This window comes from Desulfobulbus oralis (assembly GCF_002952055.1).
GTDB lineage: Bacteria > Desulfobacterota > Desulfobulbia > Desulfobulbales > Desulfobulbaceae > Desulfobulbus > Desulfobulbus oralis.
Genome location: NZ_CP021255.1, coordinates 867,157 through 886,955 on the forward strand (window position 1 = coordinate 867,157; position 19,799 = coordinate 886,955).

At 60.0% G+C, this 19,799-nt stretch carries 15 protein-coding genes; 9 read left to right on the forward strand and 6 right to left on the reverse strand.

The window, feature by feature from the left end:
• Positions 1-18: 18 nt before the first annotated feature.
• The 5 genes from CAY53_RS03790 to nadA form a co-directional block, all read right to left on the reverse strand.
• Entirely contained in the window at positions 19-1,275 is a 1,257-nt protein-coding gene (locus CAY53_RS03790; protein ID WP_104936006.1) for a 3'-5' exoribonuclease YhaM family protein, read from the reverse strand.
• 38 nt (positions 1,276-1,313) lie between these two features.
• Complete coding sequence (locus tag CAY53_RS03795; protein ID WP_104936007.1) at positions 1,314-2,954, reverse strand: glycosyltransferase family 39 protein; 1,641 nt, start codon at positions 2,952-2,954, stop codon at positions 1,314-1,316.
• Between the two features lie 64 nt (positions 2,955-3,018).
• Positions 3,019-4,116 (reverse strand): redox-regulated ATPase YchF, encoded by a 1,098-nt coding sequence (gene ychF / locus CAY53_RS03800; protein ID WP_181040413.1) that lies wholly within the window; start codon positions 4,114-4,116, stop codon positions 3,019-3,021.
• 418 nt (positions 4,117-4,534) lie between these two features.
• Positions 4,535-5,926 (reverse strand): sodium-dependent transporter, encoded by a 1,392-nt coding sequence (locus CAY53_RS03805; RefSeq protein WP_104936009.1) that lies wholly within the window; start codon positions 5,924-5,926, stop codon positions 4,535-4,537.
• A 97-nt stretch (positions 5,927-6,023) separates the two neighbouring features.
• Complete coding sequence (gene nadA / locus CAY53_RS03810) at positions 6,024-7,106, reverse strand: quinolinate synthase NadA (RefSeq protein WP_104936010.1); 1,083 nt, start codon at positions 7,104-7,106, stop codon at positions 6,024-6,026.
• Positions 7,107-7,345: 239 nt separating this feature from the next.
• Between nadA and ilvC the strand changes: the two genes are divergently transcribed.
• On the forward strand, positions 7,346-8,818 hold the full coding sequence (gene ilvC, locus CAY53_RS03815; RefSeq protein WP_104936011.1) for a ketol-acid reductoisomerase: 1,473 nt from the start codon (positions 7,346-7,348) through the stop codon (positions 8,816-8,818).
• 97 nt (positions 8,819-8,915) lie between these two features.
• On the opposite strand, the gene CAY53_RS03820 is transcribed toward ilvC, so the two are convergent.
• Positions 8,916-10,949 (reverse strand): monovalent cation:proton antiporter family protein, encoded by a 2,034-nt coding sequence (locus CAY53_RS03820; protein WP_104937422.1) that lies wholly within the window; start codon positions 10,947-10,949, stop codon positions 8,916-8,918.
• 377 nt (positions 10,950-11,326) lie between these two features.
• Here CAY53_RS03820 and CAY53_RS03825 point away from each other — a divergent pair, with 377 nt between their 5' ends.
• From CAY53_RS03825 to CAY53_RS03860, 8 genes are all read left to right on the forward strand, one after another.
• On the forward strand, positions 11,327-12,130 hold the full coding sequence (locus CAY53_RS03825; RefSeq protein WP_104937423.1) for a sulfite exporter TauE/SafE family protein: 804 nt from the start codon (positions 11,327-11,329) through the stop codon (positions 12,128-12,130).
• Positions 12,131-12,610: 480 nt separating this feature from the next.
• The gene (locus CAY53_RS03830; protein ID WP_104936012.1) at positions 12,611-13,222 is read left to right on the forward strand and encodes a CDP-alcohol phosphatidyltransferase family protein; all 612 of its coding nucleotides are present in this window, start codon (positions 12,611-12,613) and stop codon (positions 13,220-13,222) included.
• Between the two features lie 16 nt (positions 13,223-13,238).
• A complete protein-coding gene (locus CAY53_RS03835; RefSeq protein WP_104936013.1) occupies positions 13,239-14,996 on the forward strand; it encodes a bifunctional alpha/beta hydrolase/class I SAM-dependent methyltransferase in 1,758 nt (585 codons plus the stop codon).
• A 30-nt stretch (positions 14,997-15,026) separates the two neighbouring features.
• Positions 15,027-15,686 (forward strand): lysophospholipid acyltransferase family protein, encoded by a 660-nt coding sequence (locus CAY53_RS03840; RefSeq protein ID WP_104936014.1) that lies wholly within the window; start codon positions 15,027-15,029, stop codon positions 15,684-15,686.
• A 4-nt stretch (positions 15,687-15,690) separates the two neighbouring features.
• The gene (locus CAY53_RS03845; protein ID WP_104937424.1) at positions 15,691-16,632 is read left to right on the forward strand and encodes a phosphatidate cytidylyltransferase; all 942 of its coding nucleotides are present in this window, start codon (positions 15,691-15,693) and stop codon (positions 16,630-16,632) included.
• Between the two features lie 134 nt (positions 16,633-16,766).
• Complete coding sequence (locus CAY53_RS03850; RefSeq protein ID WP_104936015.1) at positions 16,767-17,465, forward strand: tetratricopeptide repeat protein; 699 nt, start codon at positions 16,767-16,769, stop codon at positions 17,463-17,465.
• Complete coding sequence (panC, locus tag CAY53_RS03855; protein WP_104936016.1) at positions 17,465-18,322, forward strand: pantoate--beta-alanine ligase; 858 nt, start codon at positions 17,465-17,467, stop codon at positions 18,320-18,322. Before CAY53_RS03850 ends, panC begins: the two co-directional genes overlap by 1 nt.
• Positions 18,323-18,331: 9 nt before the next feature.
• On the forward strand, positions 18,332-19,534 hold the full coding sequence (locus tag CAY53_RS03860; RefSeq protein WP_104936017.1) for a DegT/DnrJ/EryC1/StrS family aminotransferase: 1,203 nt from the start codon (positions 18,332-18,334) through the stop codon (positions 19,532-19,534).
• Positions 19,535-19,799 lie beyond the last annotated feature (265 nt).

Sequence of the window (19,799 nt, forward strand, 5' to 3'; positions counted from 1 at the left end):
GCTCATCTCCCTGGCGCCTTAAAAGAGGCCAAGCTGCCGGGAATCGTCCTGCTTTTCCGGCTGACTTTTTTTCTTTGCCGTCCGATTCCCATGTCCGCTGTCCGGCTGCCTGTGCAGGCGCTGACGCAAGTACTCCGGCAGCCTGGGCGAGCCAGGCAGCCTGCCTAGCCGTCGCAGGCGCCGCGTGGGGGCTGGCAATGGGCACGAGGGCAGGGCCCTTGCCGCTCCGGCAGGCTGGGACGGCGCTGCAGTGGCCGTGGGAGCCCGTCGCTCCTTTGGCGCTGCGCCCTGCAGATACAAAAAGCGTTCCAGCGGCTTCTGGTAGGCGCTCCACTGGTAGCTGTCGGGCGGCATTTCGGCCTGCAGCCCGGCCACCACGTTCATCTTGGCATCCAGGTCGTCAATGTGGTGCAGAACCAGCGCCTCGGCAGTCATGGGCAAAACCGGTGAACCGAATTCAAGCTGGCCGTGATGGCTCAAAATGAGATGCGCCACCTGGTCTTCCAGCTCCTGCGGCAGCTTGATCTGGATCGCGGCCTGGTGCAGCATGGCCACCCCCATGACGAGGTGGCCCAGCAGGCGGCCCCGGTCGGTGTAGTCGATGGGCGGCCGTGGACCGGTAAATTCCTCCGTTTTTGCGATGTCGTGCAGCAAGACCCCGGTCATGAGCAGATCGGCGTTCAGGGCGGGATAATTGGCGGCCACGGCCAGTGCCAGCCTGGCCATGGAAAGCGTGTGTTCCGCCAGACCGCCCTGGTAGGCGTGGTGCATCCGCTTGGCAGCAGGCGCGGTAAGGAAGCGGGCGAGTGTGTCGCCGCTGAAGATGCTTTCCAGCAGGGCGCGCAGTTCCGCGCTCTGCACGCCTGCAATGTGGGCTTGCAGCTCGGCCGCCATATCGGCCCCATTCCGCTCGCTGGTCGGGAAGAAATCCGCCGGGTTCAGGCCGGCTTCATCCACCGCTTTCAGGTTCGCCAGTTTGAATTGCAGTTGGCCGCCGAACTGCTCCACGGTGGCGCTCACCCGGACAAAGGCGCCCTCCCTGGCCTGCGGGGCAAAGAACTCTGCCCTGTCCCAAAGCCGGGCTTCAATTGCACCGCTGCTGTCCATAAGCGTCAGGGCCAGATAGGGCTTGCCGCTCCGGGTTTCGGCCACCATGCTGCGGCTGACCAGAAAGACCGCATTGATCTGCTGGCCCTCCTGCACCTGACGCACAAAAACATGAGGCTCCTGTCCTGTCTCGAGCTGCGCCGTTCTGCCGGTATCGAATGAGTTCATAGCGGCGGTTCCTGTGGATAAAAAATACAACTATATTACTAGGGATTCTTCTTATAGAGGGATGCGAGCTTGTAGCCATCCTGCCATAGGGTATAGATCTCGGAATAACCAGGCACTTGATAAGTGTTGCCTATAATATTCCTATAATCTACAAATAAATAATCATAATCATTGATAACCCAAGTGATCCGTTTGAGTGCTTTTGAGTTCAAAGATACCAAGCCAACAGGTTCAAACTTGACCTTCAGTTTTTCGCTGTTGTCATGTTTCAGCATATAACTGTATATTTCCTTGCGACCATGACCGGCACGATTATTCTCAGCACCATATTTCATGCCAATGATATTGTACATGGCCTGTTCGTAGGGATGATTCTTGATCATTCTGGCAATACTTCCCAGGAATCCAAGGGACATGAGAAGCGGTATAATAAATAAAATATACTTTGATTTTTGTGCAACTTTTGAGTTTGCGACAATCTCTTGCAGCATCTGTATGCCGGCTGCAGCAATTACGACAAATGCCGGATACAGAATATACATGTGTCGCCATCTACCATATATCTTTATATGAAATACTATTTGAAATATAAAAAGGATAAAAAACAAACCCATATAAACCCAGAGAAATCGATATCTGACAAAATTCTCAAATTTTCTTCCTTTAAAGGTGTTGAATATAATTAATATCGTACCAATGAGAAAGGCAATAATGGTATAAACGGGAATTGTCAACAGCATATACACGGGGAGGTAATACCAGGGCATGTCTTCCCATTTACCTACTTTTCCCATGAATTCCATGGTGTCATTCCAGTTGGGAAAATTGAGGGCGCTGTTGATAGTGTAGAGCAGGGTTTCGCCAGGATTTAACCAATAAACCGGCATAACAATATAATAAATTGCACAAAAAATTATAATTAACCAGACGAGAGAAAAATTTGTCGTTAATCCCCTCTTTAAGCGAGGATTCAACCATGATTTAATATCATTATTTGATTTTAAAAATACTATATCTTCAACTATTGCATATGTAATATATGTTGGTATTAAAATAACCCCGTAAAAACGAATTGTTGTTGCCAGTGCGGTAAACAAGGCAAAGAGTAATAAATATATGTTATTTTCTCTGTTTTTCATTAATTTTATCATGAAAAAACAGGCAATAATATAGATTGAAACAAACAAGCCATCTTTAATATTGGTGATTGATTGAGCATATAAATTATAATGCAGATGCTCCATCAATACGCCTGCCAGGGCAATTAATTTGTTTGCTAGAATTTCTTTTAAGGTAAAATAAAAACAAATCAAAGCGATAAAATATATTATAAAGCAATATAAATGTCTATTTATCAAAGATTTATAAAATGATGTCTTAAATCCTTTCAGATCCTCAATAAAAATAATGGGTAGTTGAAAAAACATCCCGTATTGTCTGTCACGCCATTCTGGAAGCTCAGGCAGATTTCTGGCCGAGATCACCGGAACTTCCCGATGAAAGAGCAGGTCGTTTATGTATTCGTAGGTGATGAAGCCGCTGATCCGTTCCACCGCGGCATCACCAAAGATGTCATAGTCTTCATAGGTGCCAATACCGACGATGAAAATAGTGAGAAAGGTCGCCACAATGAGCCATGATGTCGCTTTGCCCCGCTCAATGAAACCCTGTCCACTCATACATCTTTCCCCACTTATTGAAATACCGGCTTTCTTTGCCTGTTACGGAATCCAGCAGCAGGCCTCAAACGTTGAAGCGGAAGAGGATGCAGTCGCCGTCCTTGACCTCGTAGTCCTTGCCCTCGGAGCGCATCAGGCCCTTGTCTCTGGCCGCAGCCTCGGAGCCGCAGGCCATGTAGTCCTTGTAGGCGATAACCTCGGCGCGGATGAAGCCGCGTTCAAAGTCGCTATGGATCTTGCCGGCCGCACCCGGCGCCTTGATGCCCTGGCTGATGGTCCAGGCCTTGGTTTCCTTTTCGCCTACCGTGAAAAAGGTGATGAGCTCCAAAAGCCGGTAGCCGGCCCTGATGAGCCGGTGCAGGCCGGGTTCCGCCATCTGCAGTTCGGCCAGATATTCCTTTTGCTCTTCCGGGGCCAGTTGGGCAATCTCCTGCTCGATCGCGCCCGCAATGCGCACCAGCTCCGCCTTTTCGCCTGTAGCGACCCTTTCCAGCGCGGCCACGTGCGCATTGCCACCGGCGAGTTCGTCCTCGCTCACATTGGCCACATAAAGCACCGGTTTGGCGCTGAGCAGGCATAATTCCCTCATTACCCCCTGGTGCTGCTCGTCCTTGCAGACAAAAGTCCGGGCCGGCTCGCCTGCGCCCAGATGCGCCTGCAGCCGTTCCAGCATGGCCAGTTCGGCGATCAGCGTCCTGTTGCCGGATTTGGCCTGATTTTTCGTGCGCGCCAGGCGTTTGTCCACGCTTTCCATGTCCGCCAGAATCAACTCGGTGTTGATGACCGACACATCGCGCAGCGGATCGACGCTGCCGTCCACGTGCACGATGTTGTCGTTCTCAAAACAGCGCACCACGTGGATGATGGCATCCACCTGCCGGATATGGCCCAGAAACTGGTTGCCCAGACCTTCGCCCCTGCTCGCCCCCCTGACCAGACCGGCGATGTCCACGAACTCCATCTGTGTTGGCACCTTGTTTCGGGTGTGTACCAGGTTGGCCAGCCTGTCCAGGCGCTCGTCCGGCACCGGCACGATGCCGATGTTCGGCTCGATGGTGCAGAAGGGATAGTTTTCCGCCTGAATGGCCGCTGAGGTCAGGGCATTGAAGATGGTGGACTTGCCCACATTGGGCAGGCCGACGATACCGCACTGGAAACCCATATTTTCTGTATTGTGTTGAGGTGTTGTGGTTCGGATGAGGAGCAAAAAGAAAGGCGGCCCGGCTGAGGGCCGCATCATGCAAGAGAGCTTCTTTTGTACACCAGCCGGGGCAAGTCTGGCAAGGAGGAAGGCTGGGCCTGCCGCTTCCCGTGGCGGGAGACCTGGCACGCTAAAGGGGTGCATTGCCTGCGCGCCAAAACGCCATTGCCCTGCTTTTGGCAGGGCAATGGCCTGGCTTTGTTCCGGATCTTGGGCTGCCACGGGGCGGCTTCGACTGACGGATCCGGCAAGGCCGGTCTGGCCCCCGCAGCCCGGAGCCGTAGCGCAAGGGCGGCAACGGGGATTTCCCTTTCAGGAACGAAATGCAGCGCCTGCCCCGTTCAGGCGCCTGCCTGCCCGCTTTTCCGGCAAGGGGCTTTCACAGCAGACCGGTTGCCTTCACGAACAGCACCACCATGATCGGCGGACACAGGTAGCGAATCATGAAGGCGAAGATCTTTTTCTGTCCGAAGCGCTCGCCGTTGCGCTCCATTTCTTCAATCACCCACCGGGGTTTCACCAGCCAGCCAATCAGCACGGCCGAGAGCAGCGCCACCAGGGGCATGAGCACGCCGGTGCTGATATAGTCCATCAGATCGAGCAACTGCGCCTTGGACCCGTTCGGCAGCGGCAGTTCCACGTAAAAACGGTTGTAGCCCATACAGATGACGGTGGAGGCCACCGCGTACAGGGCCGTGAGAATCAGGGTCGTTTTCTTCCGGGACGAGCCCAGGATCTCCATGCAGGTGGCGGTCAGGGTCTCCAGCACGGACACGCAGGAGGTCAGCGCGGCAAAGGCGGCCATGAGGAAAAAGATCAGGCCGATGAAGACGCCGATACTGCCCATGGCATTGAACACCTTGGGCAGAGAAACGAACATCAGGCCCGGGCCGGAGGCCATGCCTTCCATGCCCGCATACACAAAGATGGCCGGAATGATCATGAGCCCGGCCAGCACCGACACGCCGGTGTCGAAAAGGCCGATCTGGGCAATGGAGTGATTCATGTTCACCTGGCCCCTGACGTAGGAACCGTAGGTAATCATGATACCCATGGCGATGCTCATGGAGAAGAAGAGCTGCATCATGGCGTCCAGAAGAATTTGCAGGAAGGAGCTGAAGGTGAGGCCCTGGAGGTTGGGAATCAGGTAGACTTTCAGCCCCTGCAGGCCGGTGCGGGTGACGCCGCCGGCATCGGTATGGCTGAGGGTCAGCGAGAAGAGTGAAATGCCTACCACCACCAGGAGCAAAACCGGCATGATGAAGACCGAAGACTTCTCGATGCCCTTTTCCACGCCCTTGTACACAATCAGGGCGGTCAGGCCCAGAAAGATCAGGTTGAAAATCAGGGGGGCGCTGTCGGCGGTGATAAAGGCGCCGAAAAACTTGGAATCCGCCGCGGCCTGCCCGGCGCCGCTCAGGTAAACCGTGATGTATTTCAGAATCCAGCCGCCAATGACCGAATAGTAGGTCATGATGATGGCAGGCACGAGAAAGGTCAAAACGCCCAGAAAACCCCAGCCGGGCCGCACTATGGCGTAGGCCTTGACCGGACTTTGCCTGGTTTTGCGGCCAATGCTCAGTTCGGCAGCCAGCATCGTGAAGCCGAAGGTCACCAGCAGGAACAGGTAAATGACCAGAAAGAGCCCGCCCCCGTCCTTGGCCGCAAGATATGGAAAACGCCAGATATTGCCCAGTCCGACGGCGCTGCCCGCTGCGGCCAGCACAAAGCCCAGTTGGCCGGTGAAGCGACCCCCGCTTTTGGTTGCCATGCTTGTTCTCCTGATGGAAATTGACGAAATTGACAGAAAAAAGGCGCTTCGCCTGTGGCGAAGTGCCCCTGTTGACGGTAAAAAACCGCGGCGCTGCTCAGCGCTGCCTGGCCATCGTTTTCTTCCGCATTTCCGCGGCAAAATCCAGCATCCGCTGGATGGGCACCCGGGCCCGGGCCGCCATATCCGGCGCCACCTGAATTTCATTCGCTCCGTTTTCCAGCACAGCCGCCACCTTTTCCAGGGTATTCATGGCCATCCATACGCAACGGGTCTTGTCGTCTTGGGCAATGCCCTCATCCCCCCGGGTGGGTGCGGAAATCAGGATTTTCTCCGGCGCCTGCTGGCTCATTTTGTTGAAGATGCCACGCTCCGTGGCCACGATAAACTCCTGGTTCGGCAGTTGTTGCACGGCCTTGATCATGGCGGTGGTGGACCCGACCACATCCGCCAGCGCCGCCACATCCCGGGGTGATTCCGGATGCACCAGAACCGCCGCCTCCGGATGACGCCGCTTCATCTCGGCCAGGGCATCGGCTTGAAAGCTTTCGTGCACCACGCAGGAGCCGGGCCAGAGCAAGACATCGGCGCCGGTCTCCTGCTGGACATAACTGCCCAGATGGCGGTCCGGCGCCCAGAGAATCTTCTCGCCCTTTTCGGCCAGATGCCGCACAATGGGCAGGGCAATGCCGGAGGTCACCACCCAGTCGGCCCTCGCCTTGACCGCCGCGCTGGTATTGGCATAGACCACCACCGTGTATTCCGGGTGTTCGTCGCAGAAGCGGGCAAAAAGTTCCCCGGGGCAGCTTTCGTCGAGTGAGCAGGTGGCCTCCAGATCGGGCATTAACACCCGTTTTTCGTTGTTCAGGATCTTGGAGGTTTCGCCCATGAAGCGTACCCCGGCAACCACCAGGGTGCCGGCCGGATGCTCCATGCCGAAACGGGCCATTTCCAGCGAATCCGCCACGCAGCCGCCGCTTTCTTCCGCCAGATCCTGCAGGGCGGCTTCGGTGTAGTAGTGGGCCACCAACACCGCGTTCTGCCGGCGCAGCAGATCCCTGACATGCGCCTTCAGCCGGGCGCTTTCGGCGGCGCTGCGCTCCGGCAGCCGGGGCAGGGGGGGCGCCTGACACCGGGGTGTCTGCACGGCCGCAAGCTGCATGGCATCATTTGTTTTCATGGCGGATCCTTGGGAAGAAGGGCTGCGCAGTCCGGCACGCGGACCGCAGCGCAACATAGCCAGTGCCTTCCTGCAATGGCAAGAAAAAAGCGGCCAAACTGCGGAACCTGTGGTATGTTTTCGCTCTTCTGTGCACAAGTGCCGGGATGACCGGCCGCCAGACCTCGCACATCGTCGGGGCGGTGCCTGCAAACGGGCAGCCACCTTGCCCTTGCCTCATTCATCTATGGAGCTTTCTCATGGGACAGAACTATTTCAACACCCTGCCGCTGCGTCTGCAACTGGAACAACTGGGCCAGTGCCGTTTCATGCATGCCGATGAGTTTGACGGCGTGGGCAAACTGCAGGGCAAAAAGATCGTTATCGTCGGCTGCGGCGCCCAGGGTCTGCATCAGGGGCTTAACCTGCGCGACTCCGGTCTGGATGTTGCCTATGCCCTGAGAGAAGAGGCCATCAAAACCAAGCGCCAGTCCTGGAAAAACGCGACGGACAACGGCTTCAGGGTCGGCACCTATGAGGAAATGATTCCGACCGCCGATCTGATCGTCAACCTGACTCCGGACAAGCAGCACTCCAAGATTGTTGCCGCCATCATGCCGCTCATCAAAAAAGGCGCCTGCCTGGCCTATTCCCACGGCTTCAACATCGTTGAGGAAGGCATGGCAATCCGGCCGGACATCACGGTCATCATGGTGGCGCCCAAAGGGCCGGGCACCGAGGTGCGGGAGGAGTACAAGCGCGGCTTTGGCGTGCCCTCCCTGATCGCCGTACACCGCGAGAACGACCCGAACGGCGAGGGCATGGATCTTGCCAAGGCCTATGCCTGCGGTCTGGGTGCGGACAAGGCGGGGGTGCTGGAATCCTCTTTCGTGGCCGAGGTCAAAAGCGATCTCATGGGCGAGCAGACCATTCTCTGCGGCCTGCTGCAGGCCGCTTCCCTGCTCTGCTACGACAAAATGGTGCAGGAAGGTGTCGAGGAGGGCTATGCCTCCCAGCTCGTACAGAAGGGCTGGGAAGTGATCTCCGAGGCCCTGAAGCACGGCGGCATCACCAACATGATGGACCGTCTTGCCAATCCGGCCAAGATCATGGCTTTCGATCTGGCGGAGCAGATTCGGGACATCCTCACCCCGCTTTTCGAAAAGCACATGGACGACATCATGTCCGGCAAGTTCTCCAGCACCATGATGGCGGACTGGAAAAACGGCGACAGGGACCTGCTCGCCTGGCGGGCCGAGACCCAGGCCACGGCCTTTGAAAAGGCGAGCTCTGCCGATGAGGACATCTCCGAGCAGGAATACTTTGACAACGGCATCCTGATGGTGGCCTTCATCAAGGCCGGCGTGGAGCTGGCCTTTGACACCATGGTGGCCGCCGGCATCAAGATGGAATCCGCCTACTACGAGAGCCTGCACGAGGTGCCGCTCATCGCCAATCTGATCGCCCGCAAGAAGCTCTACGAGATGAACGTCGTCATCTCCGACACGGCCGAATACGGTTGCTATCTCTTTGCCCGGGCTGCCGTGCCCATGCTGCACGAGTTCATGGTCGGCCTTGACACCCAGGCCATCGGAGAAGGGCTGGACAGCGATGACAACGGCGTGGACAATCTGGAACTGATTGCGGTCAACGAGGCCATCCGCAGCAGCGATGTCGAGTATATCGGCGCGGAACTGCGCATGCACATGAGTGCCATGAAGCCGATTCTGTAAGCCTGGCTCCATCTTGTAAGCCACAGGGCGGGCGCGTTCCTCAAGGGGATGCGCCCGCCCTTTTTTTGCCGGAGCGGGGCCGCCCCGGGCCGATTCCTCAGGCGCCGGCTTCTGCCGCTGTTTGCTGATCTTCCCTTTCCTCCTCCATCTCCGCCTGCTGCGCGATCAGGCCGGCAAAGTCGGCCCGGGCCTGACTGGAGCCGATCACCGCCACCATGTCGCCCGCCTGCAGGCGGAAATCCGGGCCGGGATTGCTGGCCATGCGGCCTCCGCGCAAGACACCCACCACCGAAACGCCGGTACGGGCGCGGATCTGGGCCTCGGCCAGGGTCTGCCCGGCCAGTTCGCTGCCCTGCCGCAGCGGTTGCCATTCCAGATCAAAGCTCTGCTCGGCCGTGCGCAGTTGGGCCAGGGTCCTGTATTCCTGAATCAGGCGGTCGCCCCGATCGCCCTGCCGGAAGAATTCCTGCCGGAGCGGTTCGGTGTACTGATGCACCTCCTGCACGGGCAGACCCAACTGCAAAAGCGCCTGGCGGGTCATTTCCAGGCCTGCTTCAAACTCCGGGTAGACCAGATTGTTCACCTTTTGCTGCGCAAAGTCCTTGAGGAACTCGGTATCCGAGAGCCGCGCCACCACCCGGATCTGCGGATTCATGCGGCGCACGGCGCCGATGGTGGCCTGGGACACCACAATGCCCGGAACGGTGACCACGAGCAGGACCGCCCCGGCCGCGTTCGCCGCCTCTAGCACCAGAGCCTGACTGGTGTCGCCGAAAATCACGTTGAAGCCTGCCTGCTTGGCCATTTCCACCCGGCGCTGGTCCAGCTCGATGATGACAAAGGCAATATTGAGTCTGTGGAAGATGCGGGCCATCTGCATGCCCACACGGCCCCCGCCGGCAATCAGCACATGATTGCCGATTTCGTCGCTGGTAAAGTTGATGGTCTGGAGCGCCTCGCCTTTCCTGTAGCGCTTTTTGAGGGCGTAGAGACGGCTCGTCTGGTTGGAGAGCAAGGGCGTAATCAGCATGGTCACCACCGCGGTGGTCAGCACCAGACTGTAGATCTCCTCGGTGATGGCATGGTTCTTGAGACCAACGCCCGCGAGGACAAAGGTAAATTCACCGATCTGGAAGAGGCCCAGTCCCACGGCGATCGGAATGACATTGCCGTAATGAAAAATGCGCACAATGACGGAAAAGATGAACGCCTTGCCCACAGTGACCAACAGCACCAGGAGCAGTACCTCCTTCAGATGCGCGAGTAAGAATTTCGGGTCCAGCATCATGCCGACCGAGGCGAAAAAGAGCAGGGCAAACAGGTCGCGCAGGGGGATGACGTCCGCAAGGGCCTGATGGCCGTAGTCGGATTCGGTGAGCACCATGCCCGCGATAAAGGAACCGAAGGCAAAGCTGAGGCCGAACAGGTAGGTTGCATAGCCGATGCCCAGGCCGATGGCAATCACGGAGAGCAGAAAGAGTTCGCGGGAGCCCAGCGCCGCGATCCGCTTGAGGAGCACCGGCAGCAGCTTGGCGCCCACAAAGTACATGCAGGCCAGAAAGAGGGCGGCTTTGCCCAGGGCCATGCCCAGCGCGGGCAGCCAGGCCGCCGGGTCGCTGATGTCGTTCAGGAGTGGCAGGAGGATCATCATGGGCACCACGGCCAGATCCTGGACGATGAGCATGCCGATCATGACTTTGCTGGAAAGGGTGCCCATCCAGCCCTGATTCATCAGGGTTTTCAGGAGCACCATGGTGCTGGAGAGCGAAATCATGGCCCCGAACCACACCGAGGCCACCGTGCTCCAGCCCAACAGCTTGCCGATGCCGGAGCCCAGGGCGATCGTCAGCGCGATTTGCAGCGGCGTGCCCACAAAGGCCACCAGCCTGACCGGCAGGAGCGTCTTGTAGGAAAACTCGAGACCCAGCGCGAACAGCAAAAGGTCCACGCCTATGTCGGCCAGGAGCCGGATGTCCTTGATGTCGCTGACCGTAAAGCCGCCGGTGTACGGGCCTACGATAATGCCGGCCAGGATATAGCCCAGAATGAGCGGCTGCTTCAGCCGCTGCATGATGAGTCCGCAGAAAAAGGCGGTGAGAATCAACACAACGATGTCAGCGGCAATACCCATAAAAATGCCTGTAATGAGGAAAGGGAAGAGGGCGCTTTGCGTACCTGTACAGCAGGAGAGGCAACCGCCCGGCCGCTGCCCACAGGGCGGCCCGTCGCTGCCGCCCCTGTGTCCGTCTGTCCGCAGGGCGGGATTGCCGCTTTGCATCCGGCACGGCGGCTTCCAGACCCGGACATGCAGGCTGCCTGTTGACAGAAGACCCGGGGCAGCGGTAACAAGAATCCGGAGCCTGCTTTTTTGTGCAGTCATCCGGGTCAGGCTACATATACCTGATTGACCGGCCCTGTGCCAGCCGATTGCAGGGGCTGGCCCTGTCTTGGGCGGATGTTTTTCCGATTCTCGCGGGCAGCGGCCCGCAGCCACCAATGGAGGCAGCCATGTTGCTTGTTTTTCTCACCTATCTGGCAGTGGGCCTGATTGCCGGGGTGCTGGCCGGGCTTTTGGGCGTGGGCGGCGGCATTGTCATTGTGCCCATGCTGGAGTTCTGCTTTACCCGGCAGGGCATTGACAACGGCGTGCTCATGCACATGGCGCTGGGCACCTCGCTGGCCAGCATCATGTTCACCTCGGTTTCGAGCTTCATGGCGCATCACCGCCGCGGCGCGGTGGACTGGAGCATCGTCAGGCGCATCACCGTGGGCATTCTCGTGGGCACCTTTCTGGGCACCTTTGTCGCTGCCAGAATGTCCACCACCTTTCTCAAGGTCTTCTTCTGCATTTTCCTGTACGTGGTCGCCACCCAGATGCTTTTGGGCAAAAAGCCCAGGGCCAGCCGCGAGCTGCCGGGCCCGTCCGGCATGTTGGGCATGGGCGGCCTGATCGGCGTGGTCTCCAGCTTCGTCGGCATTGGCGGCGGCACGCTTTCCGTGCCCTTCATGCTCTTCTGCAATGTGGAGGCCCACCGGGCGGTTGGCACCTCGGCGGCCATCGGCCTGCCGATTGCCCTGGCCGGCGCTCTGGGCTATCTGTTCAACGGCTGGAGTGCCGCGGCCCGGCCCGAATGGAGCCTGGGCTACATCTATCTGCCCGCGCTTTTGGGCATCGTGGCGGCGAGTGTGTGCACCGCTCCTCTGGGTGCCAGGATCGCCCACGCCCTGCCGGTGGCCAGACTCAAGCGGGTCTTCGCGCTCTTTCTCTACGTGGTCGCCACCCGCATGCTGTGGAAACTCGTGGCGGGCTGAGGGCAGGATTTTTGACCTGCTGGGGGGCCATGAGTGGTATCCGGCCGGCAGTTGCTGAGTGCCTGCCCGCTCTTCTTTGCCGCCACCTGGTTATGGCGTTCAAAACAGGCTGAGCTGAACGAAGCGCCGGCTTGCTCTCTGCTTCAACCTGTACCTGTGCCTGAAAGCGGCCGCTTCCCTGGCCTTTGCGGTCAAATGATGCTGCGTTGACGCCGCAGGCATGGGTCAATCGATGTGGCCGCGGCCTGCCCATCCCCTTTGGGGCAGGCTTGTTATGCACTCTGCCAGGCTGCCGGCCGGCAGCCTGACAGGCATTGCCCTTCCCCGCATGTTGCTCAGCCGCCGCTTTGCCTGTCCCGGGCCCGTTGTGATTGCGTGATTGCTTTTTCATCGGGCCATTTTATAATGCAGCCATTGTGGTGCCGGTTCCGCTGCTTGCCCTGACCGGCATCTCCCTGTTTATCCGTTTTTGACGCCCCCGTGAGTATCTACAAATTGAAACCTGCTTTCCAGTGGCTGTTGCGGCCCCAGGTGAAACGGCTGGCGCAACGGGGCGTGACGCCCAATCAGATCACCTGTTTCGCCCTGGCCGGCTCCGCCGCGGTGGGCATGGTGCTCTGCCTGTTCCCCTGGCACGGGCTTTTTGTCCTCCTGCCTGTCTGGTTCTTTCTCCGGATGGCCCTGAACGCCATGGACGGCATGATGGCCCGTGAATACGGACAGCAGACCGTGTTCGGCTGCTATCTGAACGAGCTGGCCGACATTGTCGCCGATGCCTTCCTGTACCTGCCCTTCGCGCAGTTGCCGGAGTTCTGGCCGCCCTCCGTGCTGCTCTTCATTTTTCTGGCCGCGCTTGCCGAAACAGCGGGCATTCTCGGCGCCCTGGCCGGCGCGTCACGCCGCTACGACGGCCCCCTGGGCAAGAGCGACCGGGCAGCCCTGCTGGGGCTGCTGGCCCTGGTGCTGGTCTTTGTGCCCCGGTCCGGCCTGTATGCGCTGGTTTTTCCGGTGCTGGATACCCTGCTGTGTCTCACCATCTGCAACCGTATCCGGCACGGCATGAAAGAGGCGGCTGCAAAGCGGAACCCATAAACATCGGGGCACACTTATGCGTCACTGCCAGGAGAAATTTTTTACCACCCATGATGGCTGCCAGTTCTTCTACCGCTACTGGCCGGCGCTTGCCGGGAGGCCCAGGGGGGCGGTGGTGCTCATGCACCGCGGTCACGAGCATTCGGGCCGCATTGCCCATTTGGCGGAGGAGCTGAATCTGCCGGATTTCGCCATATTCGCCTGGGACCAGCGTGGCCTGGGCCGCACCCGGGCTTCAAGCGGGCCGGCCCTGTCCATGAATGTCAGCATCCGCGATACCGACAGCTTTCATGGGCACCTGCGGGACGTCTATGGCTTTGCCCATAACCAGACAGTGGTGCTCGCCCAGAGCATGGCCGCGGTGATTGCCAGTGCCTGGGTGCTGGACTATGCGCCGGATTTGCGCTGTCTCATCCTGGCCTCGCCCGCCTTCAGCGTAAGACTGTACGTGCCCTTCGCCCTGCCGCTCATGCGCCTTTGGCGCAGGCTGCGCGGCGAATTTTTCGTGAACAGCTATGTCAAGGCCCGCCTGTTGACGCACGATCCGGAGCGCCGGCGCAGTTTTGCCGCCGATCCCCTCATCCAACGCCCCATTGCGGCCACGGCCCTGCTGGAGCTGGCGGAGATGGGGCAGCGGGTGGTGGACAATGCGCCGGCTGTCATCAGCCCCACTCTGCTGCTTGTTTCCGGGCGGGATGCCGTGGTGCGGCACGAAGCGCAGCATCGTTTCTATGAACGGCTCGGGGCAGCCGACAAGGCGCGGATTTATGTGCCAGGAGCCTTTCACGACACGCTGGGCGAGCGGGACCGGGCGGACTCTGTCGCCGCCTGCCGCGACTTCATTGTGCGCTGCTTTGCCGGCCCGACTGCACGCCCCTGTCTCCTGGATGCGGATCGGCACGGATTCAGCCGCAGGGTGCAGGACCAGATTTCCAGGCCTTTGGCAGCCTGCTCGCTGCGCGGCATGTACTGGCAGTTGCAACGGCTGCTGATCCGCATTGGCGCCCACTTTTCCGAGGGCTTGCGCATCGGGCGGGAGACCGGTTTCGATTCGGGCGGCACCCTCGATTATGTGTACCGAAACCAGCCTGCCGGCACCAATGCCTTCGGGCTTTTTGTCGATCGGCTCTACCTCGACGCCATCGGCTGGCGGGGTATCCGGCAGCGTAAGGCCCACCTGGAGGAGCTGCTGCAAAAGGCCCTTGCTCTGGTGCAGGAACAGGGCATGCCCTTGACCGTCATCGATGTGGCGGCCGGTCATGGCCGGTACGTGCTGGACGCCCTGAAGGCCGCTTCCGTGGCGCCCCAGGACGTCCTGCTGCGCGATTTCAGCGAAGACAATGTGGCGGCCGGTCAGGCGCTCATACGTGAGCGCGGGCTGGAAGACACGGTGCATTTTGAAAAGGGCGATGCCTTTGACCGGGGCGCGCTGGCCAATCTGACGCCCAAGCGTTCCATTGGCATTGTCTCCGGTCTCTTTGAACTTTTCCCGGAAAATGCGCCGCTGCGCGCCGCTCTGGAGGGCCTGGCCGGAGCCCTGGCCGGGGGCGCCTATCTTTTGCTGACCAACCAGCCCACGCACCCCCAGCAGGAATATATCGCCCGGGTTTTACAGAGCCATCTGGCGGGCCGCCCCTGGGTCATGCGCTGCCGTTCCCAGGCGGAAATGGATCAACTGCTGGAGGTGAGCGGTTTTGAGCCCATCTGCCGTCTTGTGGACCAGTGGGGCATCTTCTCCGTAACGCTCGCACGCCGCAGGGATCTGCCTGCTTAAAGATCTGGCCGGAATTTTGTGGGAAACAGCATGCGCAGCAGAAGCTGGTACACACCGCCCAGAATTTTTCTGGCCTCGCTGCTCCGTCTCCTGACCGGGGTCCGCTGCCTCTGCCGCTGTCCGCCCGGGGGACGGCAGAGCATTTACTACGCCAATCACACCAGTCATCTGGACGCACTCGTGATCTGGGCCTGTCTGCCCGATGCCATCCGGCGCCGCACCCGGCCCGTGGCCGCCGGTGACTACTGGAGCGGGGGCCTGCGCGGCTTTTTCGCCAACAACATTTTTGACACTGTCCTGGTCGATCGGGGCGGCCGCTTTGACAAAGGCAGGCTCGCCCAGGCGCTCGCACCCGTTCATGCGGCCCTGGATCAGGGCGACAGCCTGATTCTTTTTCCGGAAGGCACCCGCAGCATGCAGGATGATGGTCACCTGCTGCCCTTCAAAAGCGGGCTTTTTCGCCTGGCCCGGGCCTACCCCGATGTGGCGCTCGTCCCGGTCTGGCTGGAAAATCTGAACCGGATGCTGCCCAAGGGCGGGGGAGCGTGGCTGCCGGTGCCCCTGCTGTGCAGCCTGATCATGGGCGAGCCCCTGCACGCTGTGCAGGCGGACGAGGACCGCCGGGTTTTTCTCGCGCGGGCGGAAGCGGCGCTGCTGGCCCTGGCCCCGCCCCATCCCGATGAGCGTTGACGCCATGTGGTACGTTATTCTGGGTGCCTTCGCCTATCTTGTTGTGAGCACACTGACCGGCTGGTTTTTGCAATGGCGTTGCCTGCAGCGCGCCGGGTCATCGGCAGGGGCGGCCCTGCCGGACTGGCTGGATAATTTGCTGGCGCGCAACCGTGCCTGGTGGGCCATGCAGATCGTCTTCGTCGCAGCCGTGGCCCTGGGCAAATGGGGGATAACCCTGCTGTTCATCTTTGTTTCCTTCAATGCGCTCCGGGAATTCGCGACGCTCGTGCCCTCCCGGCGGGCCGATTACCGGGCGCTCCTGTGGACTTTTTTCATCTTTCTGCCGCTTCAGTACTGGCTGATTCTCTGCGACTGGTACGGGCTCTACACCATCCTGATTCCGGTCTATGCCTTTCTGGTGCTGCCCTGTCCAACGGCCTTTTGCGGTGACACGACCCATTTTCTGGATCGGGTGGCGCGCGTGCAGTGGGGGCTGATGCTCTGCGTGTACTGCCTGTCCCACATTCCGGCGCTGTTTATGCTGCGGCTGGCTGACCCGGCCATGAACATGCAGCTCGTGGTTTTTCTGGTCGTGGTGGTGGAGGGGAGCGACGTGCTGCAATACCTCTGCGGCAAGTTGTGCGGCCGGCACCGGCTCGCCCCCAGTGTTTCGCCCTCCAAAATCGTGGAAGGGCTGGTCGGCGGCATTGGTCTGGCCACACTGTTGGGCGGCGCTTTGTCTTTTTTGGGGCCTTTCGACTTCTGGCAGGGTCTGGCCATCTCCCTGGTCATCACCTGCATGGGCTTTTGCGGCGGCTTTGTGCTTTCGGCCATCAAGCGTGATCACAAGGTCAAAGACTGGGGCACGATGATTCAGGGCCACGGCGGCATGCTGGACCGGGTGGATTCCCTGGCCTTTGCCGCACCGGTCTTTTTCCATATCATTCGCTATTTCTGGGCCTGAACCTTTGCGGCCCGGATCGCTGGCAGCCCGTTGTGATTGCGTGATTGCTTTTTTCATATGCCAGAGTAAAGTACACAGCTTTTGGAGGCGGCCCTTTCCTGGCCGCCCGTGATTTTTGCCAACAAGGAGCTGCCATGGCAGAACCCAACAGCGCCGGCAGAACGCCCCAGGAGCCACCTCCGCTGTATCACGAGGCAGGGCTTCTGGAAGAGTTCAACCTGCCGCCCAAAGTCATCCGTTATCTTCGCGCCCACCAGCGCCAGCTCTGGACGATTTTCGGTCTGGCACTGGCCTTGGTGCTGGTGCTTGCAGGCATTGACAGCTACCGCGGACACCGGCTGAAAAAAGGCGCGGAGGCGCTGGATGCCGCCCTTCATGCCGAAAGTGGCCAGCGGGAACAGTTGGAAAAGCTGCTGGCCGATTATGGCGCCACGCCGTCCGCGCTCTGGGCCGAGGTGGAACTGGCCCGGCTGGACGAACAGGCCGGCAAGACCGAGGCGGCGGTCAGCCGCTATCAGGCTGTTCTGGACAAGCTGAAGCGTGACTCCAAACTGGAACCGCTGGTGCTGGGCAAGCTGGCCGGTCTGGAAGAAAACCGCAAACATTGGGACGCGGCCCTGGGCTATCTTAAACGGCTTGAGGGCATTGCCGGCCGGGCGCCGGACGCCGCCCTGGCCATGGGCCGCATTTACGAGACCCAGGGCAAAAAGGCGGAAGCCCTGGCCATGTACAAGAAATTTGTGGAAGCCACCGCGATTTCACTTGAGGAGAGCGGTGTCGATCAGAGACGGCAGATGATCATGAGTCATATGGAATTGATGCAGGCCAGGTGATGGAAATTCTGCAAAAGCCGGATGAAATGCAGGCCTGGGCCCTGGCCCGGCGCAGGAGTGGCGCGGTCATCGCTCTGGTGCCGACCATGGGCTTTCTGCACGAGGGGCACCTCAGTCTGGTGCGGCTGGCCGCCCAACGCGCGGATACCGTGGTGGTGAGCATCTTCGTGAACCCGACCCAGTTCGGGCCGAATGAGGATCTGGCCCGCTACCCGCGTGATCTCGACCATGACCTGCAGCTTTTGGCAGAGGCCGGCGTGACCATGGCCTTCACGCCCACGCCGGATCTGATGTATCCCGAAGGCTTTCAGACCGAGGTGCGGGTCAAGGGGCTGTCCCAGGTGCTCGAGGGCAAAACCCGGCCCACACATTTTGCGGGTGTGGCCACGGTGGTGTCCAAGCTCTTCCACATCGTGCAGCCGGAGCTGGCCTGTTTCGGCGAAAAGGATTTTCAGCAGCTCGTGCTCATCCGCCGTATGGTCGCGGACATGAACATGCCGGTCAGCATCCTGGGCGGCCCCATTGTGCGTGAGGCGGACGGCCTGGCCATGAGTTCCAGAAACGCCTATCTGGATGCGGCCGGCCGCGCCTCGGGGCTGAGCCTGTCCTCGGCGCTCGGGCTGGCGCAACGGCTCTATGCGGACGGGGAACGCCGGGCTGCCGTGATTCTGGATGCGGTCACGCGGCATATCGACTCCTTCCCGCAGACCAAGATCGATTATGCCAGCCTTGTGGACAGCGATTCGCTGGACGAGACGAGCATGGCCAATGAGCGCACCCGGCTTGCACTCGCGGTCTATATCGGCGGCAAGGTCCGGCTCATTGACAATGCGCTTCTGGCGCAGCAACATATTTGAGGTGCACACATGCCCGGATTCGAGGTTTTTGGCGAAGAGGAAAAGCGGGAAGTCATGCAGGTGCTGGAGAGCGGCGTGCTCTTCCGCTACGGCTTCGAGGAGCAACGGGGCGAACAGTGGAAGGTCCGTCAGTTCGAGGAGGCCTTTGCCCGCTACACCGGCGCGGCCCATGCCCAGGCCGTGAACTCCGGCACCGCGGCGCTGAAGGTGGCGCTGGCGGCTCTGGGCGTGGGCGCGGGGGACGAGGTCATTACCCAGGGCTATACCTTTGTCGCCACCTGGGAGGCGATTCTGGACTGCGGCGCCATTCCGGTCTTCACGGAAATCGACGCCAGCTTGAACATGGACCCGGCAGATCTGGAAAAGAAAATCACGCCGCAAACCAGGGTCATCATCCCGGTGCACATGATGGGCGCTGCCGCGAAGATCGAGGAAATCCTGGCGATCGCGAACAGGCACGGCATTCCGGTCATCGAAGACACGGCCCAATCCATGGGTGCACGGCTCAACGGCCGGCATCTGGGCACCTTCGGCGCCATCGGCACCTTCAGTCTGGATTCGGTCAAGACCATTACCACCGGCGAAGGCGGCATGTGCATCACCAACGATTCCGCACTCATGCAGCGCATGGACAACTATCACGACCACGGCCACGACCATCTGCCCAATCCCGGCGGCCGCGGCGGCGAGAAACGGCCCTTTATCGGCTTCAACTTCCGCATGATGGAGCTGCAGGGCGCGATTGGTCTGGCCCAACTGGCCAAGCTGGACGGCATTGTTGCGGCGCAGCGGGCCAACAAGGAGGCCCTGCGCGAGGCGGCCAAGGCCATTCCGGGTGTAGGCTTCCGCGAGATGCAGGATCCCTCCGGTGACAGCGCCACCTTCTTTACCTTCATGCTGCCGGACAAGGCGCGGGCAGACAGGGCCGCTGCCATCCTGAAGGCGGCCGGAGTCGCGCCCACCCGCTGGAGCGAAAATACCTGGCACTACTATCCCAACTGGGAGCATCTTTTGCAAGGGCACACGGCCGCTGCGAACGACTGGCCCTTCAGCGTGGGCGGCAAGCGGCGCTACCTCTATGACCCCAAGGCCCTGCCGCAGACCGTTGCCATTCTGGAACGGGCGCTCACCTATCAGGTGCCGGTGCGGATGAGCGCCGAGCGCAGCCAGGCGCTCCATGACGGTCTGACCCAGGTTGCCAGGACGCTCTGATTTCAACCTGTTACGCCGTATGGTCGGGGCAGGGCGCATGGTGTGTCCTGCCCTTCTCCCTGTTCAGGACCCTGTCTTTGCCAGCCCCGGCTCCGGCCCTGAGCCATCCCTTTCTGCCCATCCCCCTGCTGCGACAAGCACGATTTCCCGCTTTCATTTTCTGGCCGGCTGCTGGTTGTTTGGCCTGCCCTGTGGCCTGCCAGACAATTTTTTTTCTTTGGGTCGGGCCTTGGGAAGCCCCGCATTTTCAGGCCCTCATGAGTGA

Bases quoted from the DNA above. Each gene is read 5' to 3' on its own strand.
- CAY53_RS03790 (WP_104936006.1), bottom strand. From the start codon at position 1,275: ATGAACTCATTCGATACCGGCAGAACGGCGCAGCTCGAGACAGGACAG.
- CAY53_RS03795 (WP_104936007.1), bottom strand. From the start codon at position 2,954: ATGAGTGGACAGGGTTTCATTGAGCGGGGCAAAGCGACATCATGGCTC.
- ychF (WP_181040413.1), bottom strand. From the start codon at position 4,116: ATGGGTTTCCAGTGCGGTATCGTCGGCCTGCCCAATGTGGGCAAGTCC.
- CAY53_RS03805 (WP_104936009.1), bottom strand. From the start codon at position 5,926: ATGGCAACCAAAAGCGGGGGTCGCTTCACCGGCCAACTGGGCTTTGTG.
- nadA (WP_104936010.1), bottom strand. From the start codon at position 7,106: ATGAAAACAAATGATGCCATGCAGCTTGCGGCCGTGCAGACACCCCGG.
- ilvC (WP_104936011.1), top strand. From the start codon at position 7,346: ATGGGACAGAACTATTTCAACACCCTGCCGCTGCGTCTGCAACTGGAA.
- CAY53_RS03820 (WP_104937422.1), bottom strand. From the start codon at position 10,949: ATGGGTATTGCCGCTGACATCGTTGTGTTGATTCTCACCGCCTTTTTC.
- CAY53_RS03825 (WP_104937423.1), top strand. From the start codon at position 11,327: ATGTTGCTTGTTTTTCTCACCTATCTGGCAGTGGGCCTGATTGCCGGG.
- CAY53_RS03835 (WP_104936013.1), top strand. From the start codon at position 13,239: ATGCGTCACTGCCAGGAGAAATTTTTTACCACCCATGATGGCTGCCAG.
- CAY53_RS03840 (WP_104936014.1), top strand. From the start codon at position 15,027: ATGCGCAGCAGAAGCTGGTACACACCGCCCAGAATTTTTCTGGCCTCG.
- CAY53_RS03845 (WP_104937424.1), top strand. From the start codon at position 15,691: ATGTGGTACGTTATTCTGGGTGCCTTCGCCTATCTTGTTGTGAGCACA.
- CAY53_RS03850 (WP_104936015.1), top strand. From the start codon at position 16,767: ATGGCAGAACCCAACAGCGCCGGCAGAACGCCCCAGGAGCCACCTCCG.
- panC (WP_104936016.1), top strand. From the start codon at position 17,465: ATGGAAATTCTGCAAAAGCCGGATGAAATGCAGGCCTGGGCCCTGGCC.
- CAY53_RS03860 (WP_104936017.1), top strand. From the start codon at position 18,332: ATGCCCGGATTCGAGGTTTTTGGCGAAGAGGAAAAGCGGGAAGTCATG.